Annotated in this window: 15 protein-coding genes and 1 pseudogene; 13 read left to right on the forward strand and 3 right to left on the reverse strand. The window is 59.6% G+C overall.

Translation table 11 applies throughout. From position 1 onward, the window contains the following. Window position 1 precedes the first annotated feature (1 nt). The 11 genes from AC5I5B_RS00330 to AC5I5B_RS00380 all read left to right on the forward strand — a co-directional run bounded on the left by AC5I5B_RS00330 (window position 2) and on the right by AC5I5B_RS00380 (window position 13324). A complete protein-coding gene (locus AC5I5B_RS00330; protein ID WP_112958791.1) occupies window positions 2-1249 on the forward strand; it encodes an oxalate decarboxylase family bicupin in 1248 nt (415 codons plus the stop codon). Window positions 1250-1359: 110 nt separating this feature from the next. Continuing rightward, entirely contained in the window at window positions 1360-2472 is a 1113-nt protein-coding gene (locus tag AC5I5B_RS00335) for an FAD binding domain-containing protein (RefSeq protein ID WP_112958790.1), read from the forward strand. Window positions 2473-2566: 94 nt separating this feature from the next. After that, window positions 2567-3376, forward strand: coding sequence for a cyclase family protein (locus AC5I5B_RS00340; RefSeq protein ID WP_003508279.1), 810 nt, complete (start codon window positions 2567-2569; stop codon window positions 3374-3376). Between the two features lie 742 nt (window positions 3377-4118). After that, window positions 4119-5996, forward strand: a complete 1878-nt coding sequence (locus AC5I5B_RS00345; RefSeq protein ID WP_003508278.1) for a TRAP transporter large permease — start codon at window positions 4119-4121, stop codon at window positions 5994-5996. A gap of 65 nt (window positions 5997-6061) precedes the next feature. Beyond that, window positions 6062-7072 carry a TRAP transporter substrate-binding protein gene (locus AC5I5B_RS00350; protein WP_112293377.1) on the forward strand — a complete coding sequence of 337 codons (1011 nt, stop codon included), beginning with the start codon at window positions 6062-6064 and terminating at the stop codon, window positions 7070-7072. Window positions 7073-7148: 76 nt separating this feature from the next. Beyond that, window positions 7149-7952 (forward strand): SDR family NAD(P)-dependent oxidoreductase, encoded by an 804-nt coding sequence (locus tag AC5I5B_RS00355; protein ID WP_495752189.1) that lies wholly within the window; start codon window positions 7149-7151, stop codon window positions 7950-7952. A gap of 1 nt (window position 7953) precedes the next feature. Then, on the forward strand, window positions 7954-8820 hold the full coding sequence (locus AC5I5B_RS00360; protein WP_495752190.1) for an IclR family transcriptional regulator: 867 nt from the start codon (window positions 7954-7956) through the stop codon (window positions 8818-8820). Then, window positions 8817-9986, forward strand: coding sequence for an acetyl-CoA acetyltransferase (locus AC5I5B_RS00365; protein WP_003517520.1), 1170 nt, complete (start codon window positions 8817-8819; stop codon window positions 9984-9986). The genes AC5I5B_RS00360 and AC5I5B_RS00365 overlap by 4 nt, the downstream gene beginning before the upstream one ends. After that, window positions 9983-11623 (forward strand): acyl-CoA synthetase, encoded by a 1641-nt coding sequence (locus AC5I5B_RS00370; RefSeq protein WP_495752191.1) that lies wholly within the window; start codon window positions 9983-9985, stop codon window positions 11621-11623. Before AC5I5B_RS00365 ends, AC5I5B_RS00370 begins: the two co-directional genes overlap by 4 nt. Window positions 11624-11654: 31 nt before the next feature. Further along, window positions 11655-12434 (forward strand): SDR family NAD(P)-dependent oxidoreductase, encoded by a 780-nt coding sequence (locus AC5I5B_RS00375; RefSeq protein WP_065705476.1) that lies wholly within the window; start codon window positions 11655-11657, stop codon window positions 12432-12434. Further along, the gene (locus AC5I5B_RS00380) at window positions 12431-13324 is read left to right on the forward strand and encodes a PCC domain-containing protein (RefSeq protein ID WP_112958784.1); all 894 of its coding nucleotides are present in this window, start codon (window positions 12431-12433) and stop codon (window positions 13322-13324) included. The genes AC5I5B_RS00375 and AC5I5B_RS00380 overlap by 4 nt, the downstream gene beginning before the upstream one ends. A gap of 38 nt (window positions 13325-13362) precedes the next feature. On the opposite strand, the gene AC5I5B_RS00385 is transcribed toward AC5I5B_RS00380, so the two are convergent. Continuing rightward, window positions 13363-13770, reverse strand: a complete 408-nt coding sequence (locus AC5I5B_RS00385; RefSeq protein WP_162633726.1) for a PPC domain-containing DNA-binding protein — start codon at window positions 13768-13770, stop codon at window positions 13363-13365. Further along, on the reverse strand, window positions 13757-14323 hold the full coding sequence (locus AC5I5B_RS00390; RefSeq protein ID WP_003508264.1) for a PPC domain-containing DNA-binding protein: 567 nt from the start codon (window positions 14321-14323) through the stop codon (window positions 13757-13759). Before AC5I5B_RS00390 ends, AC5I5B_RS00385 begins: the two co-directional genes overlap by 14 nt. A 161-nt stretch (window positions 14324-14484) precedes the next feature. Here AC5I5B_RS00390 and AC5I5B_RS00395 point away from each other — a divergent pair, with 161 nt between their 5' ends. Then, entirely contained in the window at window positions 14485-15003 is a 519-nt protein-coding gene (locus AC5I5B_RS00395) for an Lrp/AsnC family transcriptional regulator (protein WP_035213215.1), read from the forward strand. A gap of 48 nt (window positions 15004-15051) precedes the next feature. On the opposite strand, the pseudogene AC5I5B_RS00400 reads toward AC5I5B_RS00395, so the two are convergent. After that, a pseudogene (locus AC5I5B_RS00400) lies at window positions 15052-15147 on the reverse strand (L,D-transpeptidase); the annotation flags it as partial. A gap of 302 nt (window positions 15148-15449) precedes the next feature. Between AC5I5B_RS00400 and AC5I5B_RS00405 the strand changes: the two are divergent. Then, on the forward strand, window positions 15450-16490 hold the full coding sequence (locus AC5I5B_RS00405) for an alpha/beta hydrolase (RefSeq protein ID WP_174055155.1): 1041 nt from the start codon (window positions 15450-15452) through the stop codon (window positions 16488-16490). Window positions 16491-16508: the final 18 nt, after the last annotated feature.

Below are 16508 nucleotides of genomic sequence, written 5' to 3' on the forward strand. Positions count from 1 at the left end.
AATGGAAACATTGACCAGACGCGCAGTCCTCGCAATCGGCGCCGTCGGCGGCACCGCCCTTGCCGCCAGCACGGCCGGGGCAGCCTCTTTCGGCAATCCCGACCAGCCCGCCGAGGGAGCAATCAACGCCAATGCCGCGGGTCTCAGCGATCCCGGCCCGAAGAACCCTGCGATCAACGATCAGTTTCCATCCTTCCAGAGCCCGCCGGCGACCGATGTGGGCGACATGCAGCTCTTCTGGGGCTCGTTCAACAACGCCGCCAAGCGTATCCAGAACGGCGGATGGGCACGTCAGGTGACCAAATCGGACTTCGCGATTTCGGATGCCGTGTCCGGCGTCAACATGCGGCTCGGACCGGGCGGCGTTCGTGAGATGCACTGGCACCGTGCCGCAGAATGGGCGATCATGACCAATGGCCGTTGCCGCATCACGGTGCTCGATACGCAGGGCCGCGCCTATGTGCAGGATGTCGAGGCCGGTGATCTCTGGTATTTTCCGGCCGGCTACCCCCATTCGCTGCAGGGACTTGGCCCTGAAGGGTGCGAATTCGTCATCGTGTTCGACGAAGGCGACCAGTCCGAATATGGCACCCTGCTTCTGACGGACTGGCTGGCGCATACCTCACCCGAACTGCTGGCCAAGAATTTCGGCGTCGCGCAGGACGTGTTCCGGAACATTCCGCTGCAGAACCTCTGGATTTTCCAGGGCAAGGAGCCGGGACCGCTCTCCAGGGATCAGGAAGCCGTTGCCGGCGCGGGACTTCCCCCATTCCCTTTCACCTACAAACTCGCTGCATCAAAACCACTGAAGGAAAATGCTGCCGGGGTCATTCGCCTTGCGGATAGCAGCGCCTTTACCGTGTCCAAAACCATCGCCGCCGCCATCGAAACGATCAAGCCCGGCGGTGTGCGCGAAATGCACTGGCATCCCAATGCGGACGAATGGCAATACTGGATCAAGGGTGAAGGCCGGATGACCGTGTTCGACGCGGGCCCGCGCAGCCAGACCGCCGATTTCCGCGCCGGCGATATCGGTTACGTGAAAAGAAGTCAGGGACACATCATCGAAAATACCGGGAAGACCGACCTGCAATTCGTCGCGGTCTTCAAGACCGCCGAATACCAGGAGGTCAGCCTGTCCTTCTGGCTGACGCATACCCCACCGGCGCTGGTGGCCCAGCACCTCAACGTCAGCGTCGAAGACGTGGCGAAATTTCCCGCAAACCAGCCGGCGATCATGCCGGGCTGAACATCCTGTCCGCCCATTGACCGGCGTTTCGGCATGTCCGATCCGCCGGTCTTTTCTCACCGAGACAAGGCGCGACGCCGCAAAACCAATATCGAAAGACAGGAACGGCCATGAAACCATTGACAATCCGCATCGCCGGCGGCTCGCTTGCCGGTCTTTTCACGGCGATATTGCTGCAGCAGGACGGGCACGATGTGAAAGTCTACGAACGCTCGTCGTCCGGCCTCGGCGGGCGTGGTGCAGGACTGGTGCCGCAGCAGGACCTGTTCGAGGTTCTGGACCAGATCGGCTGCGAAGACGTCACCCATGTCGGTGTGGTTGCGAAGGAGCGCATCTACCTCGATGCTGGCGGCCGCGTGGCCCAGCGCCAGAAGACGCCGCAGATGCAGATTTCATGGGACTACCTCTTTGAGCGCGTGTCCTCCCGCCTCCTCGCCGATACCTATCTCCTGGGACACCATGTCGACGCGGTTCGGGAAGGCCCTGATGGAGTGATGCTGTCCTTCGCCGACGGCAGGCAAGAGCGCGCTGATCTCGTAATAGGCGCGGATGGCTTGGGTTCGGCCATCCGCAAGGCGGTCAATCGCCATTCGGAAAACGCCTTTGCGGGTTATGTCGCCTGGCGCGGGCTGATACCCGAAACCAGATTACCGGCCGATGCGTCCCTGCTGCTCGACCGCTTCGCTTTTTACATCACACCCGGAATTCATGTTCTGGGTTACCTCGTGCCGGGGCCACTTGGTGAGACACAACATGGACAGCGCCGTTACAACTGGGTGTGGTATCGTCCTACACCGGCCGATGAGCTTGGCCGAACCTTCACCGGCCGCGACGGCAGGCATTTCGAATATTCGCTGCCCCGTGGCGAACTGACTGAGCAGCGCCGCGAGCAACTGCGCAGGGACGCGTCCTCCCTTCTGCCGCCGCAATTGGCGCTTGCGGTGGAAGCGGAGGAAAACCCATCGATCCAAGGCATTTTTGACTATGAGGCTGAACAGATGGTGTCGCCGCGCATGGCGCTGGTCGGAGATGCCGCCTTTGTGGTTCGCCCTCACACCGCGATGGGCGTTTCCAAGGCCGCGGGAGACGCAATGGCGCTGCGCGACGCCCTGCGGCAAACGGACGACCTGCCCACCGCCCTTTCACGATATCAGAGAAGCCGCCTGCCGGTGGGCAAGGCAATTGCAGCCTTTGGGCGGCGACTTGCCGAAACCGCCATCTGAACACGGGTCAAAAATCAGGGACGGTCCTGTCTTGCTTCACCCCATCTTTGCGCTACGCTTGCGATCAGGGATTTCTCAATGGAGGGACTGAGGAATGTGCAACCACTGCGTGATCGAGAACGTGAAAAAGAACATGCTGTCACGACGCCTGCTGTTCAAGGGCGCCGTGGCCGGTGTAACGGCGGTGGCGGCAGGCAGCCTCGCGGCTCCGGTGCTTGCGCAAACACCCGGACGGGTCATCGATCTCACCCACACCTATGATTCCGCATTTCCCACCTTCGACGGCAAACCGGGCATCGAATACGAATGGGCAGCTGATATCACCAAGGATGGTTATCAGCTCCACAAGCTCACCATCTACGAACATACCGGCACACATATCGATGCACCGTTCCACTTCAGCGCCGACGGCGCGAGCGTCGATCAGCTGGAGCCGCAGAAACTTGTCGCGCCGCTGGTCATCATCGACATCACCGACCGCGCAAAAGAGGATGCCAATTCCACCATCGAGGCTGAAGACATCGAGCGCTGGATATCTGCAAATGGCGATATCCCGGCAGGTGCGATCGTCGCCCTGCGCTCCGGCTGGGCAACCAGAGTGAAGAGCCCCTCATTCCGCACCGACGACGCCGGAAAATTCGCCTTTCCCGGTTTCGGCAAGTCGGCAACCGACCTTCTGCTCAAGCGCGACACGGTCGCGATCGGCGTCGACACGCTTTCGCTGGATCCGGGCAACTCTGCCGATTTCGCCGTTCACAATTCCTGGCTTCCGGCCGGGCGCTACGGTATCGAAGGCCTCAACAACCTCGAGGCTTTGCCGGTCAAGGGCGCAACCGTCGTCGTCGGCGCGCCGGCACATCGTGGCGGAACAGGCGGTCCGGCCCGGATTCTGGCCCTGGTCTGAAAGCAGCATTGCGGGCGGCCCGGATGCACCAGCGGCTCACCTGCTGCATCAGATAAAGCCGCTCCGAATCCGCCGCGGTTGTTCGGGAAAAGGCGGGGCGAAACATCGCCCCGCGCCTGACAGGAAGAACGCCGGGCGGCGGCATCGCTGAGAACATATCCCCTTGCCGCAAAAACCTCCGCACGGGAGAATTTCAAGAGATAATCAACGCCCGGATTGCCGGTTAGAGAGTGCTCAGCCGCACCACCGTCATTTTCCCAGTTCGACCAGTGGTCGTCACGTCAAGGCCCTTCCCCATCCCAGCCAGTTCAAGGCTAAGCAGAAATGTTTTCCGGCTCTCCGTGGCGCGACGCAGGCACCCCGCATGTATGGCGGCCTGCCCCGGTCGGGCCGACACGATCTGCATTGGCTGGCCTTTGCATCAGGTGCCGTGCTGCATGGTCGTTACCGGCGAATGAAGGTCGAAACAAAGTATGATCCACTATATGGACCTTGCAGATGCGCAAATAAACTGCACAAATCCGTCTATTTACTGTTGATTTCACAAATATTCCTGTGTATCCCGGATACATGGTTTTGTAGTGGTCCATATTGTGGAGGCAATATACCGATACATTCAGACTTTTGGAGGGGTCTGGCCAGTCTGGCAACAACAGCTATCCTGATGTCGCGGTCGTGGCATGGACATCCTGTTTTGCTGACATCTTATTGCGAAGGTTGTTCTGTGGGAGAGGAGGCCCCGATGACCATGACCGCAGACGCGAATGACGACGTATTTGTACTCGATGGCGAACTGTTGCACACCGGACCGGTAACGGGCTCGTGGTTCATGCGCCCCATCGAGGCCGTGGCGGCCGTGCTGCTGGCGGTGATGATCGGCCTGCTTCTGCTGGGCGTGACGTCACGTTATGCCCTGCATCTACCGATTGTCTGGATCGATGAAACGGCGTCCTTGTGCTTCCTGTGGTTTGCCATGCTGGGTGCGGCGATTGCCATCGATCGCAGTGAACATCTGCGCCTGACGCTGTTTCTCAACATGTTCCCGCAACGTGTTCTGGGCTATATCAATTCGCTGGCGCTGGTGCTGGTGGCGACATTTCTTGCAGCAATCATCAAGCCCGCCATGGAATACGCCATCGAGGAATGGGTGGTCACGTCAGCAGCGCTGAATATTCCGATGTCGTTTCGCGCTGCGGCGCTGCCGGTCGGCGCCTGTCTCATGCTGCTTCTGGTGCTCAACAATCTTTTCCGGCGGGAAAAGCTGCGCGATATCATCACGGCCCTTGTAACCGTCGCCGTTGCCTCCGGCCTGCTCTATCTGGCATCGCCGATGCTGGAATCCCTCGGCAATTTTAATCTGGCGATCTTCCTCGGCCTGTTCGTTGCGGTATTTCTGGTGCTGGGCGTGCCGATTGCCTTCTGCTTCGGCCTTGGAACCCTCGCCTATCTGACCTTCACCACCTGGGTTCCGACCATTGTGATGATCGGGCGCATGGACGAGGGCATGTCCGGCATCATTCTGCTGTCAGTGCCGGTCTTCGTGCTGCTGGGCTGCGTGCTCGATGCCACCGGCATGGGCAGGGCGATTGTCGAGCTTCTGTCCTCGATGTTCGGCCATATCAGGGCGGGCATGTCCTATGTGCTGCTCGGTTCGCTGTTTCTCGTCTCCGGCATTTCCGGCTCCAAGGTTTCCGATATGGCAACCGTCGCACCGGCGCTTTTTCCGGAAATGAAGCGCCGTGGCCACAAGCCCAAGGAAATGATCGCGCTTCTGGCCACCGGTGCCGCCATGGCCGATACGGTTCCGCCCTCCATCGTGCTGATCGTCCTGGGGTCGGCGGCCGGTGTGTCGATTGCCGGCCTCTTCACCTCCGGTTTCATGATTGCCATGGTGCTGCTTCTGGTGCTGGCCGTTCTGGCCCGCTGGAAGGCGCGGCATGAAAACATGGAAGGTGCAAAGCGCACCCCCTGGCCGCTGGTGGGCAAGGCAGCCCTGATTGCCGCCCCGGCGCTCGTTTTGCCCTTCCTCATCCGCAGCCTGGTGGGCGGCGGTGTCGCCACGGCAACCGAAGTGTCCACTATCGCCGTGCTCTACGCGATGATCATCGGCGCGGTGCTTTATGGCGGCATCAGCCTCAAAAAGCTCTATTCCATGCTGGTCGAGACGGCAGCCCTTTCCGGGGCGATCCTGCTGATCCTCGGCTGCGCATCGGCCATGGCCTGGGGGCTGACGCAGAGCGGCTTTGCCTTCCAGCTGACCGCGATGATCACCGATCTGCCGGGCGGCTGGATGACCTATATGGTCGTGTCGATCCTGATCTTCATGATCCTCGGCTGCGTTCTGGAGGGTCTGCCGGCGATCGTTCTGCTCGCGCCGATCATGTTCCCGATCGCCCGTACACTTGGCATCAACGACATCCATTATTCGATGGTCGTGGTGGTTGCCATGAATATCGGCCTGATGGCGCCGCCCATCGGCATCGGCTTCTACATCGCCTGCAAGATCGGCAACGTCTCGCCGGATGAAGCCATGGGCGCCATCTGGCCCTATCTCGCGGCCATGGTCATCGGCCTGCTGCTGATCGCCGCAATCCCCGGCTTTTCGACCATTCTGCTCTAAGACCGTGGCGGGTCCACCCGCCACGCCGATGAATGATGCATGCTTTATTTTGGGAGGAGAAAGCAATGAATATCAACAGACGTACCATGCTCGCCGGCGCCGGTTCCGCCGTTCTGGCCACAGCCTTCGTGTCGCGCGCCCGCGCTGCCCAGTACAATTATAAATATGCCAACAATCTGCCTGCCGCGCACCCGATGAACATTCGCGCCAAGGAGGCCGCTGACCGGATTGCCAAGGAAACCGACGGTCAGGTGATGATCAATATCTTCCCCAGCAGCCAGTTGGGCGCGGATACGGACGTGCTGAGCCAGGTGCGCTCTGGAGGCGTTGAATTCTTCACGCTTTCGCCGCTGATCCTGTCGACGCTGGTACCGAACGCCTCCATCAGCGGCATCGGTTTCGCCTTCCCGAACTACGAGTCCGTATGGGCGGCCATGGATGGCGATCTCGGTAAATATGTCCGTGGCGAAATTGCCAAGCAGAATCTCGTTGCCATGGACACAATCTGGGACAACGGCTTCCGCCAGATCACCAGCGCTTCCAAGCCCATCGCCACGCCGGCAGATCTCGAAAGCTTCAAGATCCGCGTGCCAGTGAGCCCGCTCTGGACCTCTATGTTCAAGGCGTTCAAGTCTGCCCCTGCCTCGATCAATTTCGCCGAGGTCTATACTGCACTGCAGACCGGTGTGGTCGATGGCCAGGAAAATCCGCTGGCGATCATTTCCACCGCAAAGCTGTTCGAAGTGCAGAAATTCTGCTCGGTCACCAATCACATGTGGGACGGGTTCTGGTTCCTGGCCAACAAGCGCGCCTGGGAGCGTTTGCCGGATGACCTGCGCGCCATCGTCGCCAAAAACCTCAACCAGTCGGGCAAGGATGAACGCGCCGATGTGGCGAAGCTCAATGCCTCGGTCAAGGAAGATCTGATTTCCAAGGGCATGACCTTCAACGACACGGATGCGACACTTTTCCGCGCCGCGCTGAAAGAGGCAGGCTTCTATTCCGAGTGGAAAGGCAAATACGGCGATGAAGCCTGGGCCATTCTTGAAAAGGCCGTTGGTGCAAGCCTGACCTGACCGGCCCGTTGAGTAACTGGCCCCGCCCGTAGCGGGGCCAACCCGACTATGTCTGACGATTGGAATGGAGACTGCTTTGACAGGTCGCCTGACGGGAAAACGTGCGCTTGTGTTTGGCGCAGGATCATCGGGGCCGGGTTTTGGCAACGGCAAGGCTGCGGCCGTGCAATTTGCCCGCGAAGGCGCGCGCGTAGCCTGTGTCGATCTCTCCGCTGACGCAGCCGAAGAGACGGCTGAGATCATTCGCGGAGAAGGCTTGGAGGCGATTGCGGTTGCCGCCGATGTCACTGAACTACAGTCCGTATCGACCACCGTTGCCCGCACCTGCGAGGCCTTTGGTGGCATAGATATTCTGCACAATAATGTCGGCGTGACCCATATGGGCGGGCCGGTTGAGCTGGATGAGGAAAGCTTTCGCGCCTCGGTCGATCTTAATATCGGCTCCGTTTATCGCACCTCCAAGGCTGTGTTGCCGGTGATGTTGGCGCAGGGCGGCGGGGCCATTGTCAATATCTCGTCGCTCGCCTCCATTCGCTGGACCGGCTATCCCTATTTTGCCTATTACGCCATGAAGGCAGCTGTAAATCAGGCGACTGTGGCGCTGGCCATGCAATATGCCCGGCAGGGCATTCGCGCCAATTGCATTCTTCCGGGAATGATCGACACCCCACTGATCTACAAGCAGATCAGCAATCAATATGCGTCTGTCGAGGAGATGGTGGCGGCGCGCAATGCGGCTGTCCCGGTGGGCCGCATGGGCGATGCCTTCGATATTGCCCGCGCCGCCGTTTTTCTCGCATCTGATGAGGCTAAGTTCATCACCGGCGTCTGTTTGCCGGTCGATGGCGGGCAAAGCTGTGCGGTGGGGGCGTTTTCCTGAGATGGCAACAACAACAACAACGATCCCGGTAGAAAAAGATCTGACTGGCGCGCGTGCGGTGGACCGGGCTCTGGCGCTGCTCTCCATGGTCGGGAGGCACGCGGAACGCGGCGTGGCGCTTTCGGTCATCGTGACAGAAAGCGGACTGAACAAGCCCACGGCCCGCCGCCTGCTGCTGGCTCTGATCCGCGCCGGCCTTGTGGAGCAGGATGAGGAAACGCGGCGTTACTACCTCGGCGAAGAAACCTATGTGCTGGGCAGCCTGTCGTCGCGCCGGTTTGGCCTTCTTCAAATGGCGCAGGACGGCCTGACGCGCATTTCCCGCCGCTCGGAGGATTCGAGCTTCCTTTCCGTGCGCCGTGATACATTTTCCCTGTGCCTTTACCGCGAAGAAGGCACCTGGCCGGTGCGCACCCATGCGCTTCAGGCCGGTTTCGAACACCCCTTGGGTATTGGTGCGGGTTCGCTCGCCATGCTGGCGGCGCTGCCGGACGCCGAGGTGGAAAGTATCATTGCGGCCAATAGCGGGCTGATTGCCGCTAATTATCCCGGCATCACGCTTGAGGGCCTGCGCCGTGATGTCGAGTTGACGAGAGCCAATGGCTATTCGCTCAACCCCGGCCTGATCCTTTCTAATTCCTGGGGTATTGGCGTTGCCATCCGCGCGCCTGATGGCGCGGTAGCGGGAGCGTTGAGCATTGCCGCTGTGGACAGCCGCATGCGACCGGAGCGCCAGCCGGAACTCGCAGCGCTGCTGCGCGAGGAAGTAACCCGCATCGAGACACGCATCGCAGAAATGATGGCCAGCCGCGCCCGCACGCGCGGTGAAGGCGACACGAAACGGCAAACGAGGAGAACGAGCAAATGAGCAAAGCGCAGATCGTCGGCTGGGCGCATTCGCCTTTCGGCAAGTCGGCCCTTGAAAATACCGAGCAACTGATGGCTTCGGTCGTGGCGCCGGCCATAGACCATGCGGGCGTCGATGTCAGCGATATCGACGGCATTTTCGTCGGCGTGATGAACAATGGCTTCTCGAAACAGGATTTTCAGGGCGCCCTGGTAGCGATGGGCGATGAGCGCCTCGCCTATACGCCGGCAGTGCGTTTCGAAAATGCCTGCTCAACAGGATCGGCCGCCCTCTATAGCGCCATGGACTTCATCGAAGCCGGGCGCGGCCGCATCGCACTCGTTGTCGGCGCCGAAAAAATGACGGCGCTGCCGACCGCAGAGGTGGGCGAAATCCTGCTCTCCGCCTGTTACCGTGCGGAGGAGGCCAATATTCCCGGCGGGTTTGCCGGCCAGTTCGGCCGCATCGCACAGGCATATTTTCAACGTTATGGCGACCGCTCGGAAGAGCTGGCGATGATTGCCGCAAAGAACCACGCCAATGGCGCGGTCAATCCCTATGCCCATATGCGCAAGGATTTCGGCTTCGATTTCTGCAATACGGTTTCGGACAAGAACCCCTACGTCGCAGGCCCGCTGCGCCGCACCGACTGCTCGCTGATTTCTGATGGCGCTGCCGCGATCATTCTGGCCGACGAGGAAACGGCAGCCACACTCAACCGCGCCATCGGTTTCAGGGGCCGCAAGCATGTCAACGACATCATGGCATTGAGCCGTCGCGATCCGTTGGCCTTCGAAGGCGCGCGCCGCGCCTGGGCCGGCTCGCTGGAACTTGCCGGCGCAACGCTCGACGACCTCTCTTTCGTTGAAACGCACGACTGCTTCACCATTGCCGAACTTATCGAATATGAGGCCATGGGGCTTGCGAAGCCCGGTGAAGGATATCGCGTTGTCCAGGATGGAACGGCCCTGAAGACCGGACGCCTGCCAATCAACCCATCGGGTGGATTGAAATCGAAAGGTCATCCCGTCGGGGCGACCGGCGTTTCCATGCATGTCATGGCGGCGATGCAATTGATGGGCGAGGCAGGCGACATGCAAATTCCCAATGCCTCGCTGGCTGGCGTGTTCAACATGGGTGGCACGGCGGTTGCCAATTACGTCTCGATCATGGAGCGTGTGAAATGACGACGCAAAGTGCCGTACAGCATCCCGCGGGCGGGGTTGCGCCCTCCACCACGCGGGTGATGAACCTCTCGCATTTCCTGACGCAGGCGGCACGCCGCAACCCGGACCATATCGGTTTCGTCTGGGGTGAAAAGACTTGGAGCTGGGCTCAAATGGAAGCCCGCGTCGACGCAATGGCCCATGCGCTGGAGACTGAATTCGGCGTCAGAAAGGGGGACCGCATTCTGGTGCAGTCCTCCAACAACAACCAGATGTTCGAATCCATGTTCGCATGCTTCCGCGTGGGTGCGGTGTGGGTGCCGACCAATTACCGTCAATCGCCCGATGAAGTTGCCTATCTGGCGAAGGCCAGCGGCGCACGCGGCATGATTTGCGCCAGTGCTTTTCCCGATCATGCTAAAGCCAGCCATGAGGCAAGCACGATCGATTTCAGCATCGCCATCGGCACGGCAAAGTTCGGTGAGGATTACGATGCCATCGTGGCCCGTCATATGGGGCACAAAGTCAAAAGCCAGGCAGTGGATCGGGATGACCCGTGTTGGTTCTTCTTCACCTCAGGCACCACCGGCCGGCCCAAGGCTGCAGTGCTTACCCATGGCCAGATGGCGTTCGTCATCACCAACCATCTCTGCGATCTGATGCCCGACACCGGACCGGACGACGCCTCCATCGTCGTTGCCCCGCTTTCACACGGTGCGGGCATTCACCAGCTGGTGCAGGTGGCGCATGGCGCGAAAACCGTGCTGCCGGCGGCGGAAAAACTCGATGTGCCCGCCGTCTGGGCGCTGATCGAAAAATGGCGTATCACCAACGCCTTCACTGTACCAACCATCCTTAAAATGCTCGTCGAAGACCCCTCTGTGGATCGTTTCGATCACTCCTCGCTGCGCTATGTCATCTATGCCGGTGCGCCGATGTATCGCGCGGACCAGAAACGGGCGCTTGCAAAGCTCGGCCCGGTGCTGGTGCAATATTTCGGCCTGGGTGAAGTCACCGGTAACATCACCGTGCTGCCGCCTTCTTTTCATAACGCCGAGGACGGTCCGGAAACGCGCATCGGCACCTGCGGCTTCGACCGCACCGGCATGGAAGTGCAGATCCAGAACGATGCGGGCGAGGAAGTTGACGCAGGCGAAACCGGCGAAATTTGTGTAATCGGTCCCGCCGTTTTCGCCGGCTACTACGATAATCCCGAGGCAAATGCCAAAGCCTTCCGCAATGGCTGGTTCCGCACGGGCGACCTTGGTCATCGCGATGAGAACGGCTTCCTCTACATCACCGGGCGCGCCTCCGACATGTATATTTCGGGCGGCTCGAACATCTATCCGCGTGAAATCGAAGAAAAAATCCTCATGCATCCTGACATCAGCGAGACTGCGGTTCTGGGTGTGCCGGACGCGGTATGGGGCGAGGTCGGTGTGGCCGTTTGCGTGGCCCGCGAGGGCGCGGATATCGCCGCCATCGATCTGAAGGCCTATCTGGAAGGCAAGATGGCCCGCTACAAGCTGCCGAAATCAGTGGTGTTCTGGGATGCCATGCCGAAATCCGCCTACGGCAAGATCACCAAGAAAATGATCCGCGAGGAACTGGAGAAACGCGGTCAGATGCCGGCTTTCGAAGAAAAGCGGACAGGCTGACAGGCGTGACATTCAATCGGGAGGAGACGGTATGACACAAGAGAAAACAGGGACAAAAGGGGCCGTCGCGATCACCGGCGGTGCATCCGGCATCGGTTTCTCCACTGCGCAACTCCTGATGGCGCGCGGCTGGCAGCCATGGTTGCTGGATCTCAAGCGCGAGGCGCTGGATATAGCCTGCGAAAAGCTCGGTATCGATCTCTCGCGCGGCATCGTCTGCAATGTTGCGGACGAGGCATCGATAGAGAGGGCATTCGCCGCCCTGACGGCTAACGGTGCCGATCATGCGGTTGATCTGGTCGCCGTCGTCAACAGCGCCGGCATCGGTATCGACAAGCTGTCCGTCGACACAAGCGTCGAAGAATTTCGCCGCATCGTTGATGTCAATCTCGTCGGCAGCTTCGCGGTAGCGCGCACTGCCGCACGTTACTGGCTGGAGCGCGATCTTGCCGGCTCGATCGTGAATATCAGCTCTGTTTCCGGCATGTGTGGAAATCGTGGCCGCAGTGCCTATGGCGCTTCGAAAGGCGGCGTCAATCTTCTGACGATGGTAATGGCAAACGAGCTGGGGCAATCGGGCATTCGTGTCAACGCAATTGCTCCCGGTCCGGTAGATACCCCCCTCACCCAGGCAGTTCATACGGAAAATGTTCGCGACCAATGGCATAGCCGCGTTCCGATGCATCGCTATGGCAGGACGGACGAGATCGCCTCTGCCGTGGCTTTCCTCGTGTCGGATGACGCAAGCTACATCAACGGACAGGTACTCGCCGTGGATGGGGGCTTCATTACCGCGGGGCTTGCGGTATGACGGAGACAGGCACGCAAGAGCTTCCCCGCCACATCGTCCATCCCGGACCGATAACGCCTGAACGCTTTCGTGCCGTCGGCTGCCATGCCTATCCTGTTACTCTGACGGTCCGGCCCGGCGTAAGCGCCAACCAAGCGATTGCCGATGCCTTTGCGGAGTTGGGGTTCGAAGGCGGTTACGTAAGACTTAAGAACGTACCGATGAAACGGCTGCATTATGTCATGCCGGCGGCCGCACCGGATGACGCACATGCCGCATGGTATAGCGAAACCTTTTCCGTGCCGGGTGGCACAATCATCGATGCCGGCCTGCATATGGGCCGGCGTGATAGCGCGCCGTTTCTGCATTGCCATGGGTCATGGAAGAGTGCCGACGGCGTTGTCTCCATGGGGCATCTGCTGCCTTTCGAGACCGAATTTGCTGTAGAAACACCGCTAGAAGCTCTGGCACTGGATGGAGCGATCCTCGATGTGCAAAAGGATGAGGAAACCAACTTCCCCCTTTTTACACCCATCGCGCAACAGCGCCACCAAAAGCGTTCGGGTCTTCGGGCACTTTTATGCACAGTGCGCCCCAATACCGATATATGCACGGCACTCGAAGAGGTCTCTACCCAGTTTGGCCTGCGAGAAGCCGAAGTCAATGGAATTGGCAGCCTGGTCGGTGCGGATTATGAAGACGGAACAAGCCTCACTGCCTACGCGAGCGAAATCCTCATAAACAAGGGCCGTATCGGCCAAGCCGTTCCCGGAGGCCGCAAAGCAATGCTGGATATTGCGATGGTGGACCTCACCACACATATCAGCGGCGGGCGGCTGGTGCGCGGCAAAAACCCGGTCTGCGTTACTTTCGAACTACTTCTGACCGAAAGACAGAGGCACGCAGTATGAGTTGCGCTCAGCAACTCACCGGCCCGCCTTACTACAACTCACGCCGCCTGCGGCTTTTCCGCAGGCAACCACTCTTCCAGCGTCACTTCAAAAGTCATGCAAACCGGGTTAGCTCCGGCGATGAAGGGACCGCCATAAACCGAACCTTCGGTATCGGCGACGACACCGGTCAGCGAGGCGCGCAGCGAGCCGTCCGGCTGGGCACGCACTTCGCCGGCAATGGAGACGATTTCCACGGCGGGACCGCGTATTTGCAAGAACGCGCCGCTGCGGGTGCCGAGACAGGCATCGACCAGACTGCCCAGCGCGCCGCGCACAAAGGCATTTCTGAAACCTTCGGCAAGGCACAGTTTTTCGACACCGAGAACGAGGTCTTCATTGGGTGCGATGCGGGCATAGGCCACACGCCCCATGGATCCGGTTTCGACAGTGTTATGCGTGTTCATCGGCGCGCTCCGTACGGTTCCTGGGTTGAAGAAGGGGAATGTTGGTTTCAGGGTCGAAGGACTGCTGCAGCACGAAACTGTCGAGTGACGTCACCAGGGCGGAAACGCCGCCCTCGCCAACAATACAGGATTCAGTCAGCAGATGGCCGCCCTTGACCACACCCGCCGCGGTGCGCATGGCGGCATGGCAATGAACAATCGGCTCGCCCTTCATGCTGCGCCCGAGCGTAGCATTGCCGAAGACAAGCCAGGCAGCACCCGCGTCGATGGGCTTCGTATAGGCAATGACCGCTCTGCCGGAAGGGTCGGGCGGGGCCACGCAATAGGACAATATGTCAAAATAACCGCCGAGAATGGTGAGCGAGGCATTCTCAATGCCGTTTTCGAAAAGCGGCCGCACGATGCCATCGTAAAGGCTACGCCCCGGCGCGACGAACAGCCGCACATGGCGCGCAGATGGCGAGCGAAGGCTGTTGATGCGCACTGGCGCGGAAATGCCGGGATGGATGAGCGTTCTCGGCCTTGGAAAATGTTGCTGCTCTATCGATGCCACGCCTGCTCCTCCCTGCTGCCTGTACCTTGCAGTACGGTACTCAAAGATCAGCCGAAGGTGCTTTCGAATGACACCACCAAACGGCGCGTCGGAAAACACTTCTTTCGCAGGCTGCCGCAGCGACGGCAGATTTTTTTGCAACGTATTTTGGGGAGGCCGGCATGACGAAGCCGCTAGACAGAATTGACCGCAAAATATTGCGCACCCTCCTGGAGAACGGCAGGTTGAGCAATTCGGAGCTTTCGGAAAAGGTGGGGCTCTCGCCCAGCCCCTGCTGGCAGCGCGTCAAGCGGCTGGAAGACGAAGGGGTCATTCGCGGCTACACCGCCATTCTCGATCAAGCCAAGCTCGGACTGACCGAAACCGTTATCATCGAGGTGATGCTGGAGCGCCACGACGACGAGGTTCTGGAGCGTTTCGGGGAAGCGATGGCCGCTCTTCCAGAGGTGTTGGAAGCCTATCTGACAACAGGTGAATATGATTATCTCATCAAGGTGGCAGTGGCGGGAACCGCAGGCTACGAGCAGTTTCTGAGGCGGAAACTCTATAAGATAGAGGGTGTGCGCCACTCCCGATCCTGTTTCGCGCTCAAATGTCTCAAACACACATTATCAGTCGTGCCCGATCCCGAACCTCCAATAACCGAAGCGGCAGGCATTGCCCGCGTGCCGGCAAGATAGCGGAATGCATTCCCATTCTTTTGCATGGTCTGTCCCTTGAGTTCGCAAAGGCTTCCATCTCGGCCATGGCTGACGCCAATGGATGTTACCCCGCCCCTGCCACGCAAATCCATCCCGGCCAATGCCGACGCCATAGCGCATGGCGGCGCATCGGGCTCGACAGTTTATCCACCTCCTGGCATCCGGCCTGCGGCTCTTACGATCGTTGTGGTGCTTGGCGTCTCCCTCGGCAAGCGCTGCAAGAACTCGTCCGATGATCATCACCTGGCAGCGTGATATTATCCCTATTTACCAATATCCTCGGGGTATGTTTTAATCTCGCCATGTTGGAGAAACCAAGGTGTTTCGGGGTATCCACCCTTAAGGCGTTATGCCTTTTGCTGAGTGTTTCTGTATGTCTTTTCCTGGCCTCGTGTGCGCGGCCAGGCCAGGCGAGTTTGCAGGTCGTGCAGCCGGCAAGGGGCGCGACACAGCAGACAATTCTGGTCGTGACAACGCGCGAACCGGATAAATTGGGCAATAACGGCTTCTCCAGCGAAAGAGCCCAATATCCGACCTATCTCCGCATGGTCGTTTCGGTTCCACCGGGACACAGACCGGGGACGATCGAATGGCCACGCGGAACACCAAATGCCGCGTCTTCCTTTGCGGTCATCGAAAGCAAAGTTATCTCTCACGAGAAATTCGTCGATATGGCTGCAGCCGGGCGCTCGGCTTTGGTCTTCGTGCACGGTTACAACAACAATTTCCAGGAAAGCCTGTTCCGGCTCGTCCAGATATCGGCCGACGCTGACGCCAGAAGCACACCGATATTGTTTGCGTGGCCGTCTCGGGGAAATTTCTCGAGCTATCTCGCCGACAGGGATTCCAGCAATTTCTCCCGTGACGAACTCGTGCAAACCCTTGATGATCTCGGCACCAGAAAAGTCGAGACGAAAATTCTGGCACATAGCATGGGCAGTTGGCTGACCGTCGAGACATTGCGGCAATTGCGCCTTCAGTCGAAAAGTCTTTCCCTTGGCCAGATCGACCAGGTGATACTTGCCGCGCCTGATATCGACATCGATATCTTCCGGAAGCAACTGAAAGTCGTCGGCAACCTGAAAAAACCGATCATCGTACTGTCCACAAAGGACGATCTCGCTCTCGCGACATCACGATGGCTCTCAGGTGCATCAGCCAAAGCCGGGGCGCTCGATATCGATGATCCCCGCACCATCGCATTGGCCGAAGAACGCAATCTCCAGATCATCGATATTAGCGATGTGAGGGCGCCGACGAGGATCAGACACGACAGATTCGTCACGCTGGCGACCATGCTGCCCCGGATTCCCTTGAGGGCCCTGACGGCGGGAACGGTGGGAACGGGCACGCTTTCCGTCTCGCCGGCCAACTCCGAGGATGAACGTATTCTCAGGGAGGCCGCCGAATTGCTGGACGAAGACAACCATCCGGCATTGCCACGTCGATCCGCCGGTTCAATGTAATAACGCGAGAGGTGAGTG

The organism is Agrobacterium sp., assembly GCF_059499945.1.